Source organism: Acidovorax sp. FW305-C-20-28 (assembly GCF_058783375.1).
In genome coordinates this window covers 22,957-42,247 of sequence record NZ_JBYSYM010000028.1, presented here as the reverse complement: position 1 = coordinate 42,247, position 19,291 = coordinate 22,957, and the positions used below count along the sequence as shown (strand labels likewise).

Here is a 19,291-nt window from a genome sequence, read left to right as displayed (position 1 = left end):
AAACCATGAGCAATCGCGTGTTCCGTGTGGCAATGGCTTTCGCGGCCAGCGTTGCAGCAAGTTCGGCTGCCCTTGCGGTGCCACCCCAAATCGAGGTGGTGGCACAGTGGAACCGGATTTCGTACGACCTCGGCGATCCCGCAGCGGAAAAGGCCTACGAGGACGGACAGGTCTGGAAGAAGGTGCTGATGCAGGGCGCCAAGGTCGACTCCCAGGGCAACATCTACGTGAGCACCGCGCGCTGGGGCGGCAAGGAGGTGCCTGCCACGCTCTCCAAACTGGTGAAGAACGGCACCGAGTGGAAGCTGCAGCCTTTTCCGAGCAAGGTCTTGAACGACGTGGCCAACCCGGCTGGACTCAAGGCGGTGCTGGGCTTCGAGATCGACCGCAACGACGTAATGTGGATCCTGGACCAGGGCCACATCGCTGGCGCCCCGTCGGGCCCCGGCGACGAGAAGCTCATCGGCTGGGACCTGAAAGCGGGCAAGGAAGTGGCACGCTACGAGTTCAGCGATGCCGACACGGACAAGAAGTGCTCTTTCCTCAACGACGTGGCGGTGGACAACGACGCGGGCGTGGTCTACATCTCGGATTCGGGCATCTTCTGCAATCCGCTCAAGGGCGGCATCCTGGTGTATGACATCAAGGCCAACAAGGCCCGGCGCGTGCTTTCGGCCCCGGAGTGGGTGAACGACGAGAACTACACCTTCAAGATCCATGGCCGCGACGTGCTCAAGCCCAAGGACGGCAAGCCCAACGGCATGAAGACCGGCGCCGACGGTATCGCGCTGTCGGGTGACAAGAAGACGCTGTACTGGACCAACCTCACCGGCAACCGCCTGCTTTCGCTGCCCACCAGCGTGGCGCGTGACTTCTCGAAAACGGAAGACCAGGTGAAAAAAGCCGCGAAGGTCGTGGCCACACTGCCCTCCAACACCGACGGCATGACGGCCGACCGCAACGGCAACCTGTACATGACCGCCCTGGGCCTGAACGGCGTGATGAAGCGCGACGCGAAGTCCGGCAAGGTCACGACCCTGGTCTCCAGCGACGAGATTTCCTGGCCCGACACGCTCGCCTGGGGCCCCGGCGGCGACCTGTACCTGGTGAGCAACCACCTGCACCTGTGGGTGGACGAAGACATGGACTTCAACAACCCCAAGGTGCCCAACTTCCGCATCTACCGCATGAAGCTGGGCGCGCAGCCCTACCACGCGAAGTGAGCGACATGACCACAGAGCAGAACCATCCATCCTTCAGCGGCCAGCGTGTGCTGGTGGTGGGCGCCACCAGCGGCATCGGCCACGGCATCGCCCAGGCCTTTGCCCAGGCCGGCGCGCAGGTAACCGCCACCGGCGCCACCGCGGCCGAGGTGGCCGCCGCACAGGCCCAGCCAGGACACCCTGGCATGGCCTTCGCGCCACTGGACGTGCGCGACGACGCCTCAGTGGCCAGCTTCTTCGGTGCCCTGCAGCGGCTCGATGTGCTGGTCAATTGCGCCGGCATCATCCAGCGCGGGCAGGAGCACGACCCCGTGGCGTTCGCGCGTGTCATCGACATCAACCTCACGGGCAGCATGCGCACCTGCGCTGCTGCGCGCGGGCTGCTCAAGGCATCGGGCGGCTGCATCATCAATACCGCGTCCATGCTGAGCTTCTTCGGCGGCGGGCTGGTGCCGGGCTACAGCGCCAGCAAGGGCGGCGTGGCCCAGCTCACCAAGTCCCTGGCCATCGCCTACGCGACCGACGGCATCCGCGTGAATGCCGTGGCGCCGGGCTGGATTGCCACGCCGCTGACCCAGGCGCTGCAGGACGACCCGGCCCGCTCGGCCCCGATCCTCGCACGCACACCCATGGGCCGCTGGGGCACGCCACAGGACGTGGCCGGCCCGGTGCTCTTTCTGGCCGACAAGGCACAGGCGGCCTTCGTCACCGGCGTGGTGCTGCCGGTCGACGGGGGCTATCTGATCACCTGAGCGAGGCGAGCCCAAGCAACATAACCACCCCACGGAGAGCCTTCCTCATGATGTCCCCCATCCTGCAACTGCCTGGCATACAGCCCGAGATCGCTGTCACCGCCATCCCCGACGACGAGCGCGTCTGGGTGCCCCAGGCCGAGAACGTCTGGTTTCGCCCGCTGCTGCTCAATACGGTGACCGGCGGCTGGTGCAACCTGCTGCGAGTGCGCAAGTCGGGTGTGCTGTCGCGGCACATCCATCCCTCCATCGTGGTCGGCTACGTGATCCGCGGATCGTGGCGCTACCTGGAACACGACTGGGTGGCGCGCGAAGGCTCCTTCGTTTTCGAACCGCCCGGCGAGATCCACACCCTGGTGGTGGACGAGGCCTCGGGCGGAGCCACCGAGATGATCACCTTCTTCAACATCTCGGGCGCCATGGTCTACGTGGACGCCCAGGGCCAGCCCACAGGCTACGAAGACGTGTTCACCAAGATCGAGATGTGCCGGCGCCACTACGCGGCCAACGGCCTGGGGGCGGACTACATCGACCAATTTGTCCGCTGAAAGCAAGGCACTTTCCGTCAGTGCCCCTCGTGCCCAGGCTTCGCTGCCTTGCAGCATGGCACGGCAGCGGGTCGGTCAACGTCTGTCGTCCACCACGTTGAACTCAAAACGGAACTGCACCGCCACCTTCTCCGGCAGCGTGACGACGACGCGGGTTTCCTGCGGATGCAGCACCGTACTGCCATCGGCGGAAACCATGCCATGGGAGACGGTGAGGGTCTCGTCCTTGCTGGTGAGGGTGCGGCGCGTGGCTTCCCAGCCGAACTGCCCGGGACGCAGCTTCTGGCGCTGCAGCCAGGCCCAGATCGCCACGATCTCGGCATTCACCTCGGCTTCGAGCGCACGCGGGGTCTTCGCTTCGCCGGAAAACTCGTAGCGGTCCTCGCGCAGGACCCATTTGAATAGCAGGTGCGGCATTGTTCTATTGGACACAGCGCATGGGCATTGCGCAAGCACCATCGATCGCTTCAGCGTTGGACCCTGGGGTCACCCCGTTGCCTGGTGAGCGGACCCGGCTGCTCTTGGCACGGCAATGGGTGCACGAACAACAGACCCAGGTTCATGCGGGAAGATGGTGGCGCGGCTGGCGGGGATCGAACCCACGACCCTTGGCTTCGGAGGCCAATACTCTATCCACTGAGCTACAGCCGCGTGCGTGTAGCTTTGCATTATCGCATGCGGTCGCCGCCCCGCAGAAAAAGCCGGCTAGGGCGCGCCCGCGGGAGGCGCGCAAGCCCCGATCCGCAGCCCCAGGCCCGAGATGAAGGCGTCGGTGCAGACGCGGCCAGTGCCCAGCAGGTCGAAGATGCCGTTGGACAGGATCCAGTTCTGCATCAGGCCGTCGAACATGGCGTGCAAGCCCAGCGCGGCTCCCAGGGGCGTGACCGGCATGGTGACCTTTTGTGCGCTGGCGGCAAGTTCGAAGTCACGCGCCAGCTGGCGGATGAAGCCGTCGCAGGCGGCCATGTGGCGCTCGCGCACGGCGACCAGTTCCCCCACGTACTCCACCTTGTGCATGGCGATCTCGAACACGCGGCGGGTGTGCTCGTCCGAGGCCACGCTCTCCAGCACCAGGGCCATCACGGCGCGCAGGCGCTGCAGCGGATCGAGGTCGGCATTGGCCTCGAATTCGGCATAGCCCTGCTCCAGCGGCAGGGTCACCCGGTCCATCATGGCATTGAAGAGATCGACCTTGTCCTTGAAGTGCCAGTAGATGGCCCCCCGGGTGGTGCCCGCGGCCAGGGCGATGTCGCTCAGGGAGGCCCGGGAAACGCCCTTGTCGTAGAACACCCTCTCTGCCGCGTCGATCAGGCCGTTGCGCGTGGCAATTGCGTCCTCTTTGGTTCTGCGCACCATGGGTACAGCCTTTCATTCATGCAAGTTCACCGGCGGCCCGGGTGGCGCGCCGGCTCTATTATACATCCATGGTTGTATGTATAATTACCCGTCTATTGGTAGAAACTCCTACTCGCCGACGCAGCCCGCTGCCCGGCGACGCCTGCCGTGACCCTCCCGTTGATGCCCAACACAAGGACTCCCATGCCTCGCCTGCGTGACCCCTCCCCCCGCATTGCGCGCATCCCTGCCCTGAAGCGAATGCTGCCAGTGGCCGCTCTGTGCACCGTGACTGCCTTCCTCGCCGCGTGCGGCAAGTCCGATACCCCGGCTGCGGCCGGCGGCGCCCCCAAGATGCCGCCCGTCGAAGTGGGCGTGGTGGTTGCCACGCCGGGCGATGTCGGCCTGGTCACCGAGCTGCCCGGCCGCGTGGAAGCCTCGCGCGTCGCCCAGGTGCGCGCCCGCGCCGCCGGCATCCTGCTCAAGCGCGAGTTCCGCGAGGGCAGCGACGTGAAGGCAGGCCAGCCCCTGTTCCGCATCGACCCGGCCACCTACGCTGCGGCGGCAGACAGCGCCAAGGCCAGCCTGGCCAAGGCCGAGGCCAACCTGGCCCAGGCCACGGCCACGGTGGAGCGCTACCGCCCCCTGGTGGCAGCCAATGCCATCAGCAAGCAGGATTTCGTCAACGCCGAGGCCGCCCAGAAGCAGGCCCAGGCCGACGTGGAAGCCGGCCGCGCAGCCACCCGCACCGCGGGCATCAACCTCAGCTACGCCAGCGTGACGGCCCCCATTTCCGGGCGCATCGGCCGCGCCCTGGTGACCGAAGGCGCCTTGGTGGGCCAGGGCGAAGCCACGCCCCTGGCCGTGATCCAGCAGATCGACCCGGTGTACGTGAACTTCACCCAGTCGGCCAGCGAGGTGTTCGCGCTGCGCCGTGCCATGGAGAGCGGCCAGTTCAAGCGCGCCAGCGGCGACGCGGCCAGTGTCAAGCTGCTGCTGGGCGATGGCTCGGTGTATGCCCACCCCGGCAAGCTGCTGTTCTCGGACCTGACGGTCGATGCGACCACGGGCCAGGTCACGCTGCGCGCCGAAGTGCCCAACCCCAAGGGCGAGCTGCTGCCCGGCCTGTACCTGCGCGTGCAGATCGAGCAGGTGGAGGCCAGCAACGCCATCACCCTGCCCCAGCAGGCCGTGACGCGCACCCAGCAGGGTGACACGGTGAGCGTGGTGGGCGAGGACGGCAAGATCAGCCCGCGCAGCGTCAAGATCAGCGCGGCGCAGAACAACCGCTGGGTGGTGCTCGACGGCCTGAAGGCTGGCGAGAAGGTCATGGTCGACGGCTTCCAGAAGCTGCAGATGCTGCCCCCGGGCACGCCCGTCAAGCCGGTTCCCTGGCAGGCAGCCGGTGCCGCGCCTGCGGCAGCCCCGGCCGCCGCAGCGGCCCCCGGCGCAGCGCCTGCGGCCTCTGCCGCCGCTTCGAAGTAAGGGGCATCCATGGCCAAGTTCTTTATCGACCGCCCGATCTTCGCGTGGGTGATCGCACTGTTCATCATGGTGATGGGCGGCGTGGCGATCACGCAGCTGCCGATCGCGCAATACCCGCCGGTGGCGCCGCCTGCCATCGTCATCAATGCCGCCTACCCCGGCGCCTCGGCGCAGACGTTGGAGGACAGCGTTCTGTCCGTCATCGAACGCGAGATGAACGGTTCGCCCGGCCTGATCTACATGGAGTCGGTGGCCCAGGCCGATGGCTCGGGCAGCATCACACTGAGCTTCCAGCCCGGCACCAATGCCGAGCTGGCGCAGGTGGATGTGCAGAACCGCCTCTCGCGCGCCTCGCCACGCCTGCCTTCGGCCGTGACGCAGCAGGGCGTGCGCGTGGACAAGTCGCGCTCCAACTTCCTGCTGTTCACGATGCTCTCGTCGACCAACCCGAAGATGGACACCGTGGCCCTGGGCGACTACGCCTCGCGCAACATCGTGCCCGAGCTGCAGCGCCTTCCCGGCATCGGCCAGGCCCAGCTGTTCGGCACCGAGCGCTCCATGCGCATCTGGATCGACCCGGCCAAGATGCAGAGCTTCAACCTCTCGGCCGCCGAGATCACGGCCGCCATCCGGGCGCAGAACGCCCAGGTGGCCAGCGGCACCATCGGTGACCTGCCCAACGTGGCCGGCCAGGGCATCGCCGCCACGGTGGTGGTCAACGGCCAGCTGTCCAGCGTCGAACAGTTCGGCAGCATCGTGCTGCGCGCCAACACCGACGGCTCCACCGTGCGCCTCAAGGACGTGGCGCGCGTGGAGCTTGGTGGCCAGGCCTATGCCACTTCGGCGCGCCTGAACGGCAAGCCCGCGGTCGGCATCGGCGTGCAGCTGTCGCCCAGCGGCAATGCGCTGGAGGCGGCGAAGGCGGTGCGCACCAAGATGGGCGAGCTGGCCCGCTTCTTCCCGGAGGGCACGGAGTGGAGCATTCCCTACGACAGCTCGCGCTTCGTGGACATCTCCATCACCCAGGTGGCAATGACGCTGCTGGAAGCCGTGGTCCTGGTGTTCCTGGTGATGTTCCTGTTCCTGCAGAACTGGCGCTACACCATCATCCCGACCATCGTGGTGCCGATTGCCCTGCTGGGGACCATGGCCACGCTGCTGGCGCTGGGCTTCTCGATCAACGTGCTGACCATGTTCGGCATGGTGCTGGTGATCGGTATCGTGGTGGACGATGCAATCGTGGTGGTGGAGAACGTCGAGCGCATCATGAGCGAGGAGGGGCTGCCGCCGCTGGAAGCCACGCGCAAGGCCATGCGCCAGATCTCGGGCGCCATCATCGGCGTGACCGTGGTGCTGATCTCGGTGTTCGTGCCGCTGGCCTTCTTCTCGGGCTCCACCGGCAACATCTTCCGCCAGTTCTCGGCGGTGATGGTGGCGTCCATCGGTTTCTCGGCCTTCATGGCGCTGTCGCTCACACCCGCGCTGTGCGCCACGCTGCTCAAGCCCGTGGAAGCCGGCCACCACCATGAAAAGACCGGCTTCTTCGGCTGGTTCAACCGCGGCTTCTCGCGCACGGCCAAGGGCTATGAAAGCATGGTCTCGCGCATGCTGCGCAAGGCGGCGCGCTACCTCATCATCTATGCCGCCATCATCGGCGCCGTGGCGGTGGTCTACATGCGCGTGCCCACCTCCTTCCTGCCCGGCGAAGACCAGGGCAACATCATCGTCAACGTGCAGCTGCCGCCCGGTGCGACGCAGGAACGCACGCTGGCCGTGATGCAGCAGGTCGAGGAGTTCATCCTCAAGCAGCCCGAGGTGCAGAGCATGGTCGGCGTGCTGGGCTTCAGCTTCTCCGGCCAGGGCCAGAATGCCGCGCTCGCCTTCGTGACCCTGAAGGACTGGAAGGAACGCCACGCCCCCGGCCAGTCGGCCCAGGAGGTGGCAGGCCGCGCCTTCGGCGGGCTGATGGGCATCCGCGACGCCTTCATCTACCCGCTGAGCCCACCGCCCATTCCCGAGCTGGGCAATGCCAGCGGCTTCTCGTTCCGCCTGCAGGACCGCAGCGGCGCCGGGCACGAGGCGCTGATCAACGCGCGCAACCAGTTGCTGGGCATGACATCGCAGAGCAAGGTGATCACCCAGGTGCGCCCCGATGGCCTGGAAGATGCGCCGCAGCTGCAGATCGACATCGACCGCGACAAGGCCAACGCCCTGGGCGTGCCTTTCGATGCGATCAACTCGGCGCTGTCCACCGCCCTGGGCTCGACCTACGTGAACGACTTCCCGAACCAGGGCCGTCTGCAGCGCGTGGTGGTGCAGGCCGACGCACCGGCGCGCATGCAGCCCGACGACCTGCTCAAGATCAACGCCAGCAACAATCTGGGCAAGCCGGTGCCGCTGTCGGCCTTTGCCAGCACGCGCTGGATCAAGGGCGCGCAGCAGACGGTGCGCTACAACGGCTACCCGGCCGTGCGCATCTCGGGCTCGCCCGCCCCAGGCATGAGCACCGGCGCTGCCATGGCCGAGATGGAAAAGCTCGCCGCCCAGCTGCCACCCGGCTTCGGCTATGAGTGGACGGGCATGTCGCGCGAGGAAAAGCTCGCCGGCTCGCAGTCGCTGATCCTGTACAGCTTCGCCATCCTGGCGGTGTTCCTGTGCCTGGCCGCGCTGTACGAGAGCTGGTCGATCCCGCTGGCCGTGATCCTGGTGGTGCCGCTCGGTGTGCTCGGCGTGCTGCTGGCCACCTTGCTGCGGGGGTATGCGAACGACGTCTACTTCCAGGTGGGGCTGATCACCATCATCGGCCTGTCGGCGAAGAACGCCATTCTGATCATCGAGTTCGCCAAGGACCTGCAGGCGCAGGGACGCGGCGTGATCGAGTCGGCGCTGGCCGCGGCCCACCTGCGTTTTCGCCCCATCGTGATGACCTCGCTGGCCTTCGGCCTGGGCGTGCTGCCGCTGGCCATCGCCTCGGGCGCGGGCTCGGCGAGCCAGCGCGCCATCGGCACCGGCGTGCTCGGCGGCATGGTCACCGGCACGGCACTGGCCGTGTTCTTCGTGCCCGTGTTCTTCGTCGTGGTGCGCAGCCTGTTCAAGGGCAGCGCGCGCCAGCAGGAGATGAACCGCCGCCACGCAGAAGAAGCAGGAGTTGGAACCCATGACTGATAGCCGTACCCCCCTGCCCCTGGCGGTGGCCGCCGCCGCGGCGCTGCTGCTGTCGGGCTGCTCGATGATCCCCACCTACGAGCGCCCTGCGGCGCCCGTGCCCGGCACCTTCCAGGCGGGCCCCTCGGCGCCCGCAGGGGCCGCCGCGGCGGCGCAGGTGCCGTGGAAGGACTACTTTGCCGATCCGCGCCTGCAGACCCTGATCAGCGCCGCCCTGGCCAACAACCGCGACCTGCGCGTGGCCGCGCTCAACATCGAGCAGGCGCGCGCGCAGTTCCAGGTGCGCCGCGCGGACCAGTTCCCCAGCGTGGGCCTGGGCGCCAATGCCAGCCGGGGCCCTTCGGCGTCCAATGGCGACCTGACCAACTCGTTCAGCGTGGGCCTGGCTCTCTCGGCCTGGGAGATCGACTTCTTCGGCCGCATCGCCAGCCTCAAGGAACAGGCGCTGGCCCAGTACCTGGCCAGCGAGGAGGGCCGCAATGCCGCCCAGGTCAGCCTGGTGGCCGCCGTGGCCAATGGCTGGCTGACGCTGCTGGCCGACGAAGAGCTGCTCAACCTGTCGCGCCGCACCCTCACCTCGCGCGAGGAATCGGTGCGCCTCACGCGCCTGCGCCTGGACGCCGGCGTGGCCTCGGAGCTCGACTTCCGTCAGGCCGAATCGCTCACGCAAGCGGCGCGCGCCACGCTGGCGCAGCAACAACGCCAGCGCGCGCTCGACGAGCACGCCCTGGCCCTGCTGCTGGGCCAGCCGGTGCCGGCCGATGTCCTGGCCAGCCTGGCGGGCGCGTCCCTGGCCCAGGCACCGGCCATGGCCGCCCTGCCTGCGGGCCTGCCGTCGGAGCTGCTCACGCAACGCCCCGACATCCGCCAGGCCGAGCAGCAACTGATCGCGGCCAACGCCAACATCGGTGCGGCGCGCGCTGCGTTCTTCCCGCGCATCTCGCTGACGGCCCAGGCCGGCACGGCCAGCGGTGAGCTCTCGGGCCTGTTCAAGAGCGGCTCCTGGGGTTTCACCATCGCCCCGTCGCTGCTGCTGCCGATCTTCGACGCCGGCCGCAACCAGGCCAACCTGGAAAGCTCGCAGGCCGCGCGCGGCATCGCCGTGGCGCAGTACGAAAAGGCCATCCAGACGGCCTTCCGCGAGGTGTCCGACGCGCTGGCCGGCCAGTCCACCCTGGCCGAACAGGCCGAGGCCCAGCGCCGCCAGGCCGAGGCCGAAGAGGCCCGCCTGCGCCTGGCCGACCTGCGCTACCGCAACGGCGTGTCCAGCTACCTGGACCTGCTGGACGCCGAGCGCTCGCTGTTCACCACCCAGCAGGGTGTGGTGCAGGTGCGACTGGCCCAACTGCAAAACCAGGTGGTGCTGTACAAGGCCCTGGGCGGTGGTGGCACGGCCGAACCCGCAGCCCCGGCGGCCGCGGGATCCTGAAGGCTGGCGGGCGGCCACGGCCCGTGGTGCGCCGCCCGCAAGGCACTGTCGGCCTTTCGGCACACGCGTCGCCCGTGGTGCAGGGGCTGGGGGCACCGACAGATATAATTGAAGGTTGATTGCATCAAAGCCCCACGATAAACCCGAGGAAGTCATGAGCGACACCCACCACGAAGAAGCCCATACCGGCCCGATCAAGAACCCCAAGCAGTTGCTGGTCGCGGTACTTGCCTCGTTTGTGATTCCGATTTTTGCCATCATCGGCCTCGTCCTCTACGTGACCTCGGCCGACAAGCCGGGCGCCGGTGCAGTCGACAGCCAGAAGGCCACCGCAGCCCGCATCCAGAAGGTGGGCGTGGTCGAAGTGCGTGACGCGAACCGTCCCCTGGCCAATGGCGAAGCCGTCTACAAGGCCCAGTGCGCCGCCTGCCACGCCACCGGCGCAGCAGGTGCCCCGAAGTTTGGTGATGCCGCGGCCTGGTCGGCCCGCATCAAGACCGGCTTTGAAACGCTGGTCCAGTCGGCCCTCAAGGGCAAGGGCGCGATGGCCCCTCAGGGTGGTGGCGACTTCAGCGACACCGAGATCGCACGTGCCGTGGCCTTCATGGCCAATGCCGGTGGTGCCAAGTTCGAAGAACCCGCAGCGCCTGCGGCGGCAGCCTCCGCAGCAGCCGACGGTGGTGCAGCCGCAGCGCCAGCCTCGGGCGCTTCGCAGTAAGCACACGCTACCTCAGCAAAAAGCCGACCCCATGAGGTCGGCTTTTTTGTGCCTTGCCGGAAGCGATGAGCCGTTCAGGCAGCCGCGTGCCGCGCAGCAGGGCTGGTGACGAAACCATGGCGTGCCGGCAGGTCCTCGGCCCGCACCTCCAGCGGCGTCCAGCGCCCTTGCTCCACCGCCTCGGCCGCCAGGCCCACGTCCAAGGTGTGCACCAGGCCCAGGCCCAGGGGCGTCACCAGGTAGACCCGCCCCTGTGCATCGAGCAGGCATTGCTCCACCGTGGTGGGCTGTCCGGTGTGCGAGGTCACAGCTCCATCGGCCGACAGGCGCCAGACCAGCGGCGTGGCTTCGAGCTCCACGTACACACGCTGCGGCCCGTTCTGGAAGAACCACTGCCCGGCCCCATCCGCCTCGTAGTTGCGGTGAATGAAGTCGATCAGCTTCTCGTGCTGCAGCAATGAGCCCTTGGCCTGCGGGAAGGGGCCGGCGGCCTGCGTGCGGTCATCGCGCATGTACCAGCGCCCGCGCGCATCCAGCCCCAGCCAGCCGTAGCAGTCGGGCACGTTGGGCCATTTGGCCAGGGCCTGTTTGACGATGTCATCCATGGCGCGATTGTGCCCCCGCTGCGCGGCCTTGCGTGTCAGCCTGCGCCGCGAGCCAGGCGCCCACGGCATCGGGCATGGCCCGCACATGGCCCGGCAGACGCCCTTTGGCAAAACCCACATGGCCACCATGCGCCGGCTGCCACAGGGTGACGCAACGCCCCACCTCGTGCACGCCGGGCAGGCTGCTGGCCGGAACAAAGGGGTCGTTGCGTGCATTCACCACCAGCGCCGGGATACGGATGCGGTGCAGCAGCGGCTTGGCCGATGCCCGCGACCAATAGTCCTCGGTGTTGCGAAAGCCGTGCACCGGCGCGGTGAAGACATTGTCGAAGGCGTACAGGTCGCGCGCCGCCAACAGCGCCTGGCGGTCGAACAGGCCCGGGTGCTGGGCCAGCTTCTGCAAGGCCTTGGGCACCAGGGTGCGCATGAACATGCGCGTGTAGACCTGCCGGTTGAAACCCCGCCCGATGGCATGCCCGCCGGCGGCCAGATCGATGGGGGAGCACACCGCCGCCACCGCGTCCACGCAACGGCCTGCGTCTTCGCCCACCTCGGCGGCCCAGCGCAACAGTGCATTGCCTCCCAGGGAAACGCCTGCCGCCATCAGCGGCCCCTGGTGAGCGGCGCGCAGGCGCTGCAGCATCCAGCCGATCTCGGCATGGTCCCCCGAGTGGTAGGCGCGCGGGGCGCGGTTGATCTCGCCGCTGCAGCCGCGGAAATGCGGCAGCGCACAGGCCCAGCCGCGCTCGCGCGCGAGGTCGGCAAAGGCCTCGCTGTAGTGGCTGCGCGAAGAGCCTTCGAGGCCATGGAACACCACCAGCAGCGGTCGCTCCACGCCGGGAGCCACCCCGTCATCGAGGAAATCCACATCCACGAAATCGCCATCGGGTGTGTCCCAGCGCTCGCGCCGGTAGGGCGGCGGCTGGGCACCGAACACACGGCGCGAGTACAACGCGGGCCAGATGGTCTGCAGCTGCCCGCCGGGCAGCCATCGCGGCGCTACATACTGCATGGCGCGGGCACCCTCAGTGCAGCACCGGCTGCTGCGCCTGCATGGCCTGCACGTCCTCCACCACACCTGCGCTGGCGTGGTGCACGACCAGGCGCCAGCCCTGCGGCGTCTTGTGGTACACGTTGGTGGCGATCACGATGGCCCGGTGCATGCCGTCGGGCAGCATCACCTCGACATGCTCGGCCACGCTGTGCACGGCGCTGGTCAGCGCCTGCACCCGGCGCACCTGGGTCGGCCGGGCACGCACCGTGCCGTTGGAAAACATGGCCTCGAACGCGGCGCGGATGGCGGGGGCCCCGACGAGCCGCGGACCACCCGGGTGCACGCAGACGATGTCCTCTTCATCGGCCCAGCACGACATCAGCAGTTCGAGATCACCCCGCTGGAGTGCGTCGTAGAAAGCGGTTTCGGTCTCGTCCGAAGAGCCGCCCAAAGTGGCAGCGATGGGTCGTGCGCGGGGCATGGGCAAGAAGGGGTGGTGGACAGTGCGCCTATTGTGCGCGGTCCGCCGGGCTTGTGGGCCCACCCGGGTGGGCACGTCCACGCGGCAAGCACACCGGGTTTTGCCATTGTTCCGTTGGTGGCCACGGGTTTTTCTCTACCCAGCGGATCACGGGCCTTGCTACTGCGGTGAGGCACGGGTAAACCCGCAAAAGTTCCCGATCCATTGTTTCCAATACTGGAACAGTTAGTTCGCGACCAGATGGTTTTTCTCTGAACACCAACGGCGTACAGTTCAACCCATCGATGAGCCGAACCCGCAAGGCGACTCACCGAACCCGGTTCAGGAATGGTTTCTGTCCCGGTTTTATTGAGACGCTTCTTTATCTTCAAAGGATTTCATCATGAACACGACCGCCCGCTTCCTCTCCATCGCCGCTGTGGCTGCTTTCGCTTCTTTCGGCGCTTACGCTGACGAAGCCGATGCTTCGCAATTCGCCACCAAGTTCGAAACCAACCGCACCCGCGCCGAAGTGGCCGCCGAAGCCGCCACCGTCGCCCAGACGCGCAGCCTGGAACCCGCTGGTTCCCGCGTGGTGACCTACAAGTCGACGGCTGACCGCGCTGCCGTGCGTGCCGCTGCCGCCGAAGCCGTGCGCACCGGCCAGATCCCTTCGGGTGAGATCAGCGCTCTGTAATCAGCGCCCCCGAACTGAACTGACCCTCTACCCCTATTTCAAAGAATCGAGATCACCATGAACAAGACCGCTCGCATCCTCTCCATCGCCGCTGTGGCTGCTTTCTCTGCCTTTGGCGCCCACGCTGACGAAGCCGACGCTTCGCAGTTCGCCCTGAAGTTCGACACGAACCGCACCCGCGCTGAAGTGGCTGCCGAAGCCGCCGCCGTGGCACAGACCCGCAGCCTGGAACCCGCTGGTTCGCGTGTCGTGACCTACAAGTCCACGGCTGACCGTGCTGCCGTGCGTGCTGCGGCTGCCGAAGCCGTTCGTCTGGGCCAGATCCCTTCGGGCGAAATCAGCGCCCTGTAATCGAACAGGCAAGGCAGGCTGCAGACCGCACTGCAGCCTCCATGCAAAAAGGCCGGTGTCCCGCGAGGGGCAGCGGCCTTTTTGCATGGGCACAGCGGAAAGCCGCAAGTGAACGCTCACCTGGACCCAGAATTTTCCGGCGGCCGGGCGCGGGCACAATGCGCAGACAAGGAACATGCACGCCCACCGCTGATGCCAGCCTACCGATCCATCGATCACATCATGCTGCGCCTGGGCGACGCAGAGCCCTTGTTCGAATTGTTCAGCGGCGTCTTCGGCTTGCCCGTGGCCTGGCCCTTGCAGCACACCGCGTTCGCCACGTACGGCTGGGTGCATGTGGACAACACCGACCTGGAGTTCTGGGCCGCGGCATCGAATTCCGACCTGCCGGCCCACGCACAACCCCCGCTCGTGCACGGCTTTGCGCTCGAGCCTGAAGGCCCTCTGCCGGCGGCCATGGCCCAGGCGTCTGCGCGGGGCGTGTCGTGCAAGCCGCCCCGCCCTTTCACCTCCACCAACGCATGCGGCGAAGTGGTCACAAACTTCACCAACTCCGTACTGCTGGACCTGTCGGCGCCGGAATGCTGCGTGTTCTTTTGCGAATGGGATCCCCGGGGAAGCATCTACCCTTGGGACGAAGCCGCCACGCCCGCGCAACGCCGCGCACAGCACCGGCAATCGCTGCGGGAGCAGGGTGGCGGCCCCTTGGGGCTCCTGGGGTTGCAGACGGTGCGCATGGGCACGCCGGACTTGTCGGCCCACCAGGGCCGCTGGCAAGCCCTCGCAGGCTCCCCGCCGGGCCAGGCCATCACCCTGGCGCCTGGCATCGCGCTGGAACTGTTTGCCGCCGTCGAGCTGCGCATCGAGTCGCTCGCCTTCGGCGTGCACTCGCTGGCCACGGCGCGTGCCTTCCTGGCCTCCCGAGGGCTGCTTCAGGCCGACGGCACCACGGAGGGCAGACTTTCGCTGGCGTGTGAAGGCCTGCAGATCCACCTGGTCGAGGGCCCTGGCGTACAGGCATAAAAAAACCCGGCCGAGGCCGGGTTTTCAGGCCAGATCCGCGAGGATCCGGAGGGCTTGCTTACTTGTTTTCGCTTCTTACTTGCTCGCTTGCTTACTTGCTTACTTCTTCTGGCGGAACTTGCGCAGCGCGGCGATCTGGGCAGCCATGACGGCCAGCTCGGACTGGGCCTTGGCCAGGTCGATCTCGCTCTTGGCGTTCTTCAGCGCTTCCTCGGCAGATGCCTTGGCCGCGTTGGCCTTCTCGTCGTCCAGGTCCTTGCCGCGGATGGCGGTATCGGACAGCACGGTCACGCAGTTGGGCTGCACTTCCAGAATGCCACCGGCCACAAAGACGAACTCTTCGTTGCCGTTGGCCATCTCGATGCGCACCGAGCCGGGCTTGATGCGCGTGATCAGCGGGGTGTGGCGGGGATAGATGCCCAGCTCGCCAGATTCACCAGGCAGCGCGACAAAGCGTGCTTCACCGGAGAAGATGGACTCTTCGGCACTGACCACATCAACGTGGATGGTGTTCATCATTGCTCCTCGAAAAAGGGGATGGGTTGCTTGGCTGCTCTTGAAGGCTGCGCAGCGCAGGGCTGTTCAGCCTTCCCGGGCAATCAGGCCACCTTCTTGGCCTTTTCGAAGGCTTCGTCGATGGTGCCGACCATGTAGAACGCTTGTTCTGGCAGGTGGTCGCACTCGCCGTTCACGATCATCTTGAAACCACGGATGGTTTCGGCCAGGGGCACGTACTTGCCTGGCGAGCCCGTGAACACTTCGGCCACGTGGAATGGCTGCGACAGGAAACGCTGGATCTTGCGCGCGCGGGCCACGGCCAGCTTGTCTTCAGGAGCCAGTTCGTCCATGCCCAGAATGGCGATGATGTCGCGCAATTCCTTGTAGCGCTGCAGCGTGCCTTGCACGGCGCGGGCCGTGGCGTAGTGGTCTTCGCCCACGACGTTCGGGTCCAGCTGGCGGCTGGTGGAGTCCAGCGGGTCCACGGCAGGGTAGATACCCAGCGAAGCGATGTCACGCGACAGCACCACGGTGGAGTCCAAGTGGGCGAAGGTCGTGGCGGGCGAGGGGTCGGTCAAGTCATCGGCTGGCACGTACACGGCCTGGATGGAGGTGATCGAACCGACCTTGGTCGAGGTGATACGCTCTTGCAGGCGGCCCATTTCCTCGGCCAGCGTAGGCTGGTAGCCCACGGCGGAAGGCATGCGGCCCAGCAGAGCGGACACTTCGGTACCGGCCAGCGTGTAGCGGTAGATGTTGTCCACGAAGAACAGCACGTCACGGCCTTCGTCACGGAAGGACTCGGCGATGGTCAGGCCGGTCAGCGCCACGCGCAGACGGTTGCCTGGTGGCTCGTTCATCTGGCCGTAGACCATGGCGACCTTGGACTCTTCGAGCTTCTCGAGGTTCACCACGCCGGAATCGGCCATTTCATGGTAGAAGTCGTTCCCTTCGCGGGTACGCTCGCCCACACCAGCGAACACCGACAGACCCGAGTGGGCCTTGGCGATGTTGTTGATGAGTTCCATCATGTTCACGGTCTTGCCCACGCCGGCGCCACCGAACAGACCCACCTTGCCGCCCTTGGCGAACGGGCACACCAGGTCGATCACCTTGATGCCGGTTTCCAGCAGCTCTTGCGAAGGCGACAGTTCGTCGTACGCAGGGGCCTTGCGGTGGATGGATGCCGTCAGTTCCTGGCTCACGGGACCACGCTCGTCGATGGGCGCGCCCAGCACGTCCATGATGCGGCCCAGCGTTGCCTTGCCCACGGGCACGGTGATGGCGTTGCCGGTGTTGGTCACCATGATGCCGCGGCGCAGGCCGTCGGACGAACCCAGGGCAATGGTACGCACCACGCCGTCGCCCAGCTGCTGCTGCACTTCCAGCGTCAGCGTCGTGCCTTCGAGCTTCAGGGCGTCGTAAACCTTGGGCATCTGGTCGCGCGGGAACTCAACGTCCACCACAGCGCCGATACATTGAACAATCTTGCCTTGCACTTGAGCCATTTTTCGCTCCAATATAGATGTTGGTTGAGCTGCTTACACAGCAGCGGCGCCAGCCACGATCTCGGACAGTTCCTTCGTGATCGCTGCCTGGCGCGTCTTGTTGTAGACCAGCTTCAACTCGCCAATGACGCTGCCGGCGTTGTCGGTGGCGGCCTTCATGGCCACCATGCGTGCCGACTGCTCGGACGCCATGTTTTCCGCAACGGCCTGGTAGATCAGGGATTCGACATAGCGGACCAGCAGATCGTCGATCACGGTCTGGGCATCGGGTTCGTAGATGTAGTCCCAGCCATGCTCGGTCTTGTCGGCCTGCAGTTGCTCGGACGACAGGGGGAGCAGCTGCTCCACCACCGATTCCTGGCGCATGGTGTTGATGAACTTGGTGTAGCTCAGGTACACCGCGTTGATCTTGCCTTCCGCATACGCGTCGAGCAGCACCTTGACCGGGCCGATCAGCTTGTCCAGATGGGGCGTGTCGCCCAGACCCGTCACGTGCGAAACCACCTTGGCACCGACACGGTTCAGGAAACCCAGGCCCTTGTTGCCAATCGCCACGGCTTCCGTCGACACGCCAGCGGTCTGCAGTTCACGCAACTTGGTCGTCACGGCACGCAACACGTTGGTGTTCATGCCGCCGCACAGGCCCTTGTCCGTCGTCACCACGATCACGCCCGCCACCTTGGCATCGTTCAACTTCATGAACGGATGCACGTATTCGGGGTTGGCGTGGCCGAGGTTGGCTGCAATGTTGCGGATCTTCTCGCTGTAGGGACGGGCAGCGCGCATCCGGTCCTGCGCCTTGCGCATTTTGGATGCAGCCACCATCTCCATGGCCTTGGTGATCTTCTTGGTGTTTTCCACCGATTTGATCTTGCCGCGTATTTCCTTGCCTGCTGCCATGATGGCTCCTCGTCCGGTTTAAGCGAACGACTTCTTGAACGCGCCGATGGCAGCGGTCAGTTCGGCTTCTGCGTCCTTGTCCATGGCCTTGGCCTGTTCCAGCTTGGCCAGCAGTGCGGCGTGGCTGGTCTTCAGGAACTGGTGCAGGCCGTGTTCGAAGTCGAGAACCTTCTTGACGTCGATGTCGTCCATGAAGCCCTTGTTCACAGCGAACAGCGTCGAAGCCATCAGCGAGATGGACAGCGGGCTGTACTGTGCCTGCTTGAGCAGTTCGGTCACGCGGGCACCGCGGTCCAGCTGCTTGCGGGTAGCTTCGTCCAGGTCGGAAGCGAACTGCGCAAAGGCAGCCAGTTCACGGTACTGGGCCAGGTCGGTACGGATACCGCCGGACAGGTTCTTCACCAGCTTGGTCTGGGCAGCACCACCCACGCGCGACACCGAGATACCGGCGTTGATGGCGGGGCGGATACCGGCGTTGAACAGGCTGGTTTCCAGGAAGATCTGGCCGTCCGTGATCGAGATCACGTTGGTCGGAACGAAGGCGGACACGTCGCCGGCTTGCGTTTCGATGATGGGCAGAGCCGTCAGCGAACCGGTCTTGCCCTTGACTTCACCCTTGGTGAAGGCTTCGACGTAGTCGGCGTTCACGCGGGCTGCGCGCTCGAGCAGGCGGCTGTGGAGATAGAACACATCGCCGGGGTAGGCTTCGCGGCCTGGTGGGCGGCGCAGCAGCAGCGAAACCTGGCGGTAGGCCACGGCCTGCTTGGACAGGTCGTCATAAACAATCAGGGCGTCCTGGCCGCGGTCGCGGAAGTACTCGCCCATCGTGCAGCCCGAGTAGGCCGACACGTACTGCATGGCAGCCGATTCGGAGGCCGATGCGGCCACCACGATCGTGTATTCCATGGCACCGGCTTGTTCCAGCGCGCGCACCACGTTCTTGATCGACGAAGCCTTCTGGCCGATGGCGACGTAGATACACGTCACGCCCTGGCCCTTCTGGGCGATGATGGCGTCGATGGCGACGGCCGTCTTGCCGGTCTGGCGGTCACCGATGATCAGCTCGCGCTGGCCACGGCCCACAGGCACCATGGAGTCGATGGACTTCAGGCCGGTTTGCAGGGGTTGGTCCACCGATTTACGGGCGATCACGCCCGGAGCGACCTTTTCGATCACGTCGGTGAGCTTGGCGTTGATGGGACCCTTGCCGTCGAGCGGCTGGCCCAGGGCGTTCACCACGCGGCCGACCAGTTCGGGGCCCACGGGCACTTCCAGAATGCGGCCCGTGCACTTGACGGTGTCGCCTTCGGAGATGTGCTCGTACTCACCCAGAATCACGGCGCCGACGGAGTCGCGCTCGAGGTTCAGGGCCAGGCCGAAGGAGGGCTGGCCGTCCTTGGTGGCGGGGAACTCGAGCATTTCGCCGGCCATCACGTCGGACAGGCCGTGCACGCGCACGATACCGTCGGACACGGACACCACGGTACCCTGGTTGCGGATATCGCTGCTGGCGGCCAGACCTTCGATGCGGCTCTTGATGAGTTCAGAAATTTCTGCGGGATTGAGTTGCATGACTCTTTCCTTCTTTCTTTGGTTCGCT

At 66.2% G+C, this 19,291-nt stretch carries 19 protein-coding genes and 1 tRNA gene; 10 read left to right on the top strand and 10 right to left on the bottom strand.

Annotation, left to right across the window (positions count from 1 at the left end):
- Nucleotides 1–5: 5 nt before the first annotated feature.
- Genes AC3WOH_RS26540 through AC3WOH_RS26530 form a run of 3 tightly spaced genes read left to right on the top strand, consistent with a single transcriptional unit; the run spans nucleotide 6 to nucleotide 2,523 of the window.
- A complete protein-coding gene (locus tag AC3WOH_RS26540) occupies nucleotides 6–1,223 on the top strand; it encodes an L-dopachrome tautomerase-related protein (protein ID WP_492232314.1) in 1,218 nt (405 codons plus the stop codon).
- Between the two features lie 5 nt (nucleotides 1,224–1,228).
- On the top strand, nucleotides 1,229–1,975 hold the full coding sequence (locus tag AC3WOH_RS26535) for an SDR family NAD(P)-dependent oxidoreductase (RefSeq protein ID WP_492232313.1): 747 nt from the start codon (nucleotides 1,229–1,231) through the stop codon (nucleotides 1,973–1,975).
- Between the two features lie 47 nt (nucleotides 1,976–2,022).
- A complete protein-coding gene (locus AC3WOH_RS26530; RefSeq protein WP_492232312.1) occupies nucleotides 2,023–2,523 on the top strand; it encodes a 2,4'-dihydroxyacetophenone dioxygenase family protein in 501 nt (166 codons plus the stop codon).
- Between the two features lie 75 nt (nucleotides 2,524–2,598).
- Here the strand turns inward: AC3WOH_RS26530 and AC3WOH_RS26525 are convergent, their stop codons facing one another.
- The 3 genes from AC3WOH_RS26525 to AC3WOH_RS26515 all read right to left on the bottom strand — a co-directional run bounded on the left by AC3WOH_RS26525 (nucleotide 2,599) and on the right by AC3WOH_RS26515 (nucleotide 3,879).
- Entirely contained in the window at nucleotides 2,599–2,940 is a 342-nt protein-coding gene (locus AC3WOH_RS26525; RefSeq protein WP_492232311.1) for a hypothetical protein, read from the bottom strand.
- 158 nt (nucleotides 2,941–3,098) lie between these two features.
- Nucleotides 3,099–3,174 (bottom strand) — tRNA-Arg (locus AC3WOH_RS26520).
- 54 nt (nucleotides 3,175–3,228) lie between these two features.
- A complete protein-coding gene (locus AC3WOH_RS26515) occupies nucleotides 3,229–3,879 on the bottom strand; it encodes a TetR family transcriptional regulator (protein ID WP_492232310.1) in 651 nt (216 codons plus the stop codon).
- Nucleotides 3,880–4,041: 162 nt separating this feature from the next.
- Here AC3WOH_RS26515 and AC3WOH_RS26510 point away from each other — a divergent pair, with 162 nt between their 5' ends.
- The 4 genes from AC3WOH_RS26510 to AC3WOH_RS26495 all read left to right on the top strand — a co-directional run bounded on the left by AC3WOH_RS26510 (nucleotide 4,042) and on the right by AC3WOH_RS26495 (nucleotide 10,655).
- A complete protein-coding gene (locus tag AC3WOH_RS26510; protein ID WP_492232309.1) occupies nucleotides 4,042–5,343 on the top strand; it encodes an efflux RND transporter periplasmic adaptor subunit in 1,302 nt (433 codons plus the stop codon).
- 9 nt (nucleotides 5,344–5,352) lie between these two features.
- On the top strand, nucleotides 5,353–8,508 hold the full coding sequence (locus AC3WOH_RS26505; RefSeq protein ID WP_492232308.1) for an efflux RND transporter permease subunit: 3,156 nt from the start codon (nucleotides 5,353–5,355) through the stop codon (nucleotides 8,506–8,508).
- On the top strand, nucleotides 8,501–9,937 hold the full coding sequence (locus AC3WOH_RS26500) for an efflux transporter outer membrane subunit (protein ID WP_492232307.1): 1,437 nt from the start codon (nucleotides 8,501–8,503) through the stop codon (nucleotides 9,935–9,937). The genes AC3WOH_RS26505 and AC3WOH_RS26500 overlap by 8 nt, the downstream gene beginning before the upstream one ends.
- 154 nt (nucleotides 9,938–10,091) lie before the next feature.
- The gene (locus AC3WOH_RS26495; protein WP_492232306.1) at nucleotides 10,092–10,655 is read left to right on the top strand and encodes a c-type cytochrome; all 564 of its coding nucleotides are present in this window, start codon (nucleotides 10,092–10,094) and stop codon (nucleotides 10,653–10,655) included.
- A 74-nt stretch (nucleotides 10,656–10,729) separates the two neighbouring features.
- On the opposite strand, the gene AC3WOH_RS26490 is transcribed toward AC3WOH_RS26495, so the two are convergent.
- The 3 genes from AC3WOH_RS26490 to AC3WOH_RS26480 are packed head-to-tail and all read right to left on the bottom strand — an operon-like array spanning nucleotide 10,730 to nucleotide 12,735.
- Nucleotides 10,730–11,260 (bottom strand): DUF2946 family protein, encoded by a 531-nt coding sequence (locus AC3WOH_RS26490; RefSeq protein WP_492232305.1) that lies wholly within the window; start codon nucleotides 11,258–11,260, stop codon nucleotides 10,730–10,732.
- Nucleotides 11,253–12,272 (bottom strand): YheT family hydrolase, encoded by a 1,020-nt coding sequence (locus tag AC3WOH_RS26485; protein ID WP_492232304.1) that lies wholly within the window; start codon nucleotides 12,270–12,272, stop codon nucleotides 11,253–11,255. Before AC3WOH_RS26485 ends, AC3WOH_RS26490 begins: the two co-directional genes overlap by 8 nt.
- A gap of 13 nt (nucleotides 12,273–12,285) precedes the next feature.
- Nucleotides 12,286–12,735 carry a YybH family protein gene (locus AC3WOH_RS26480; protein ID WP_492232303.1) on the bottom strand — a complete coding sequence of 150 codons (450 nt, stop codon included), beginning with the start codon at nucleotides 12,733–12,735 and terminating at the stop codon, nucleotides 12,286–12,288.
- A gap of 382 nt (nucleotides 12,736–13,117) precedes the next feature.
- Here AC3WOH_RS26480 and AC3WOH_RS26475 point away from each other — a divergent pair, with 382 nt between their 5' ends.
- The 3 genes from AC3WOH_RS26475 to AC3WOH_RS26465 all read left to right on the top strand — a co-directional run bounded on the left by AC3WOH_RS26475 (nucleotide 13,118) and on the right by AC3WOH_RS26465 (nucleotide 14,785).
- Complete coding sequence (locus AC3WOH_RS26475) at nucleotides 13,118–13,411, top strand: DUF4148 domain-containing protein (RefSeq protein WP_492228284.1); 294 nt, start codon at nucleotides 13,118–13,120, stop codon at nucleotides 13,409–13,411.
- Between the two features lie 57 nt (nucleotides 13,412–13,468).
- Entirely contained in the window at nucleotides 13,469–13,762 is a 294-nt protein-coding gene (locus tag AC3WOH_RS26470; protein WP_492232302.1) for a DUF4148 domain-containing protein, read from the top strand.
- A gap of 192 nt (nucleotides 13,763–13,954) precedes the next feature.
- Nucleotides 13,955–14,785 (top strand): VOC family protein, encoded by an 831-nt coding sequence (locus AC3WOH_RS26465; protein ID WP_492232301.1) that lies wholly within the window; start codon nucleotides 13,955–13,957, stop codon nucleotides 14,783–14,785.
- 99 nt (nucleotides 14,786–14,884) lie between these two features.
- Here the strand turns inward: AC3WOH_RS26465 and AC3WOH_RS26460 are convergent, their stop codons facing one another.
- From AC3WOH_RS26460 to atpA, 4 genes are all read right to left on the bottom strand, one after another.
- Nucleotides 14,885–15,301, bottom strand: a complete 417-nt coding sequence (locus AC3WOH_RS26460) for a F0F1 ATP synthase subunit epsilon (protein ID WP_492232300.1) — start codon at nucleotides 15,299–15,301, stop codon at nucleotides 14,885–14,887.
- An 83-nt stretch (nucleotides 15,302–15,384) separates the two neighbouring features.
- On the bottom strand, nucleotides 15,385–16,791 hold the full coding sequence (gene atpD / locus AC3WOH_RS26455) for a F0F1 ATP synthase subunit beta (RefSeq protein ID WP_184864723.1): 1,407 nt from the start codon (nucleotides 16,789–16,791) through the stop codon (nucleotides 15,385–15,387).
- A gap of 33 nt (nucleotides 16,792–16,824) precedes the next feature.
- Complete coding sequence (gene atpG, locus AC3WOH_RS26450) at nucleotides 16,825–17,691, bottom strand: F0F1 ATP synthase subunit gamma (protein WP_492232299.1); 867 nt, start codon at nucleotides 17,689–17,691, stop codon at nucleotides 16,825–16,827.
- Between the two features lie 18 nt (nucleotides 17,692–17,709).
- Complete coding sequence (atpA, locus tag AC3WOH_RS26445) at nucleotides 17,710–19,263, bottom strand: F0F1 ATP synthase subunit alpha (RefSeq protein ID WP_492232298.1); 1,554 nt, start codon at nucleotides 19,261–19,263, stop codon at nucleotides 17,710–17,712.
- Between the last annotated feature and the right edge of the window lie 28 nt (nucleotides 19,264–19,291).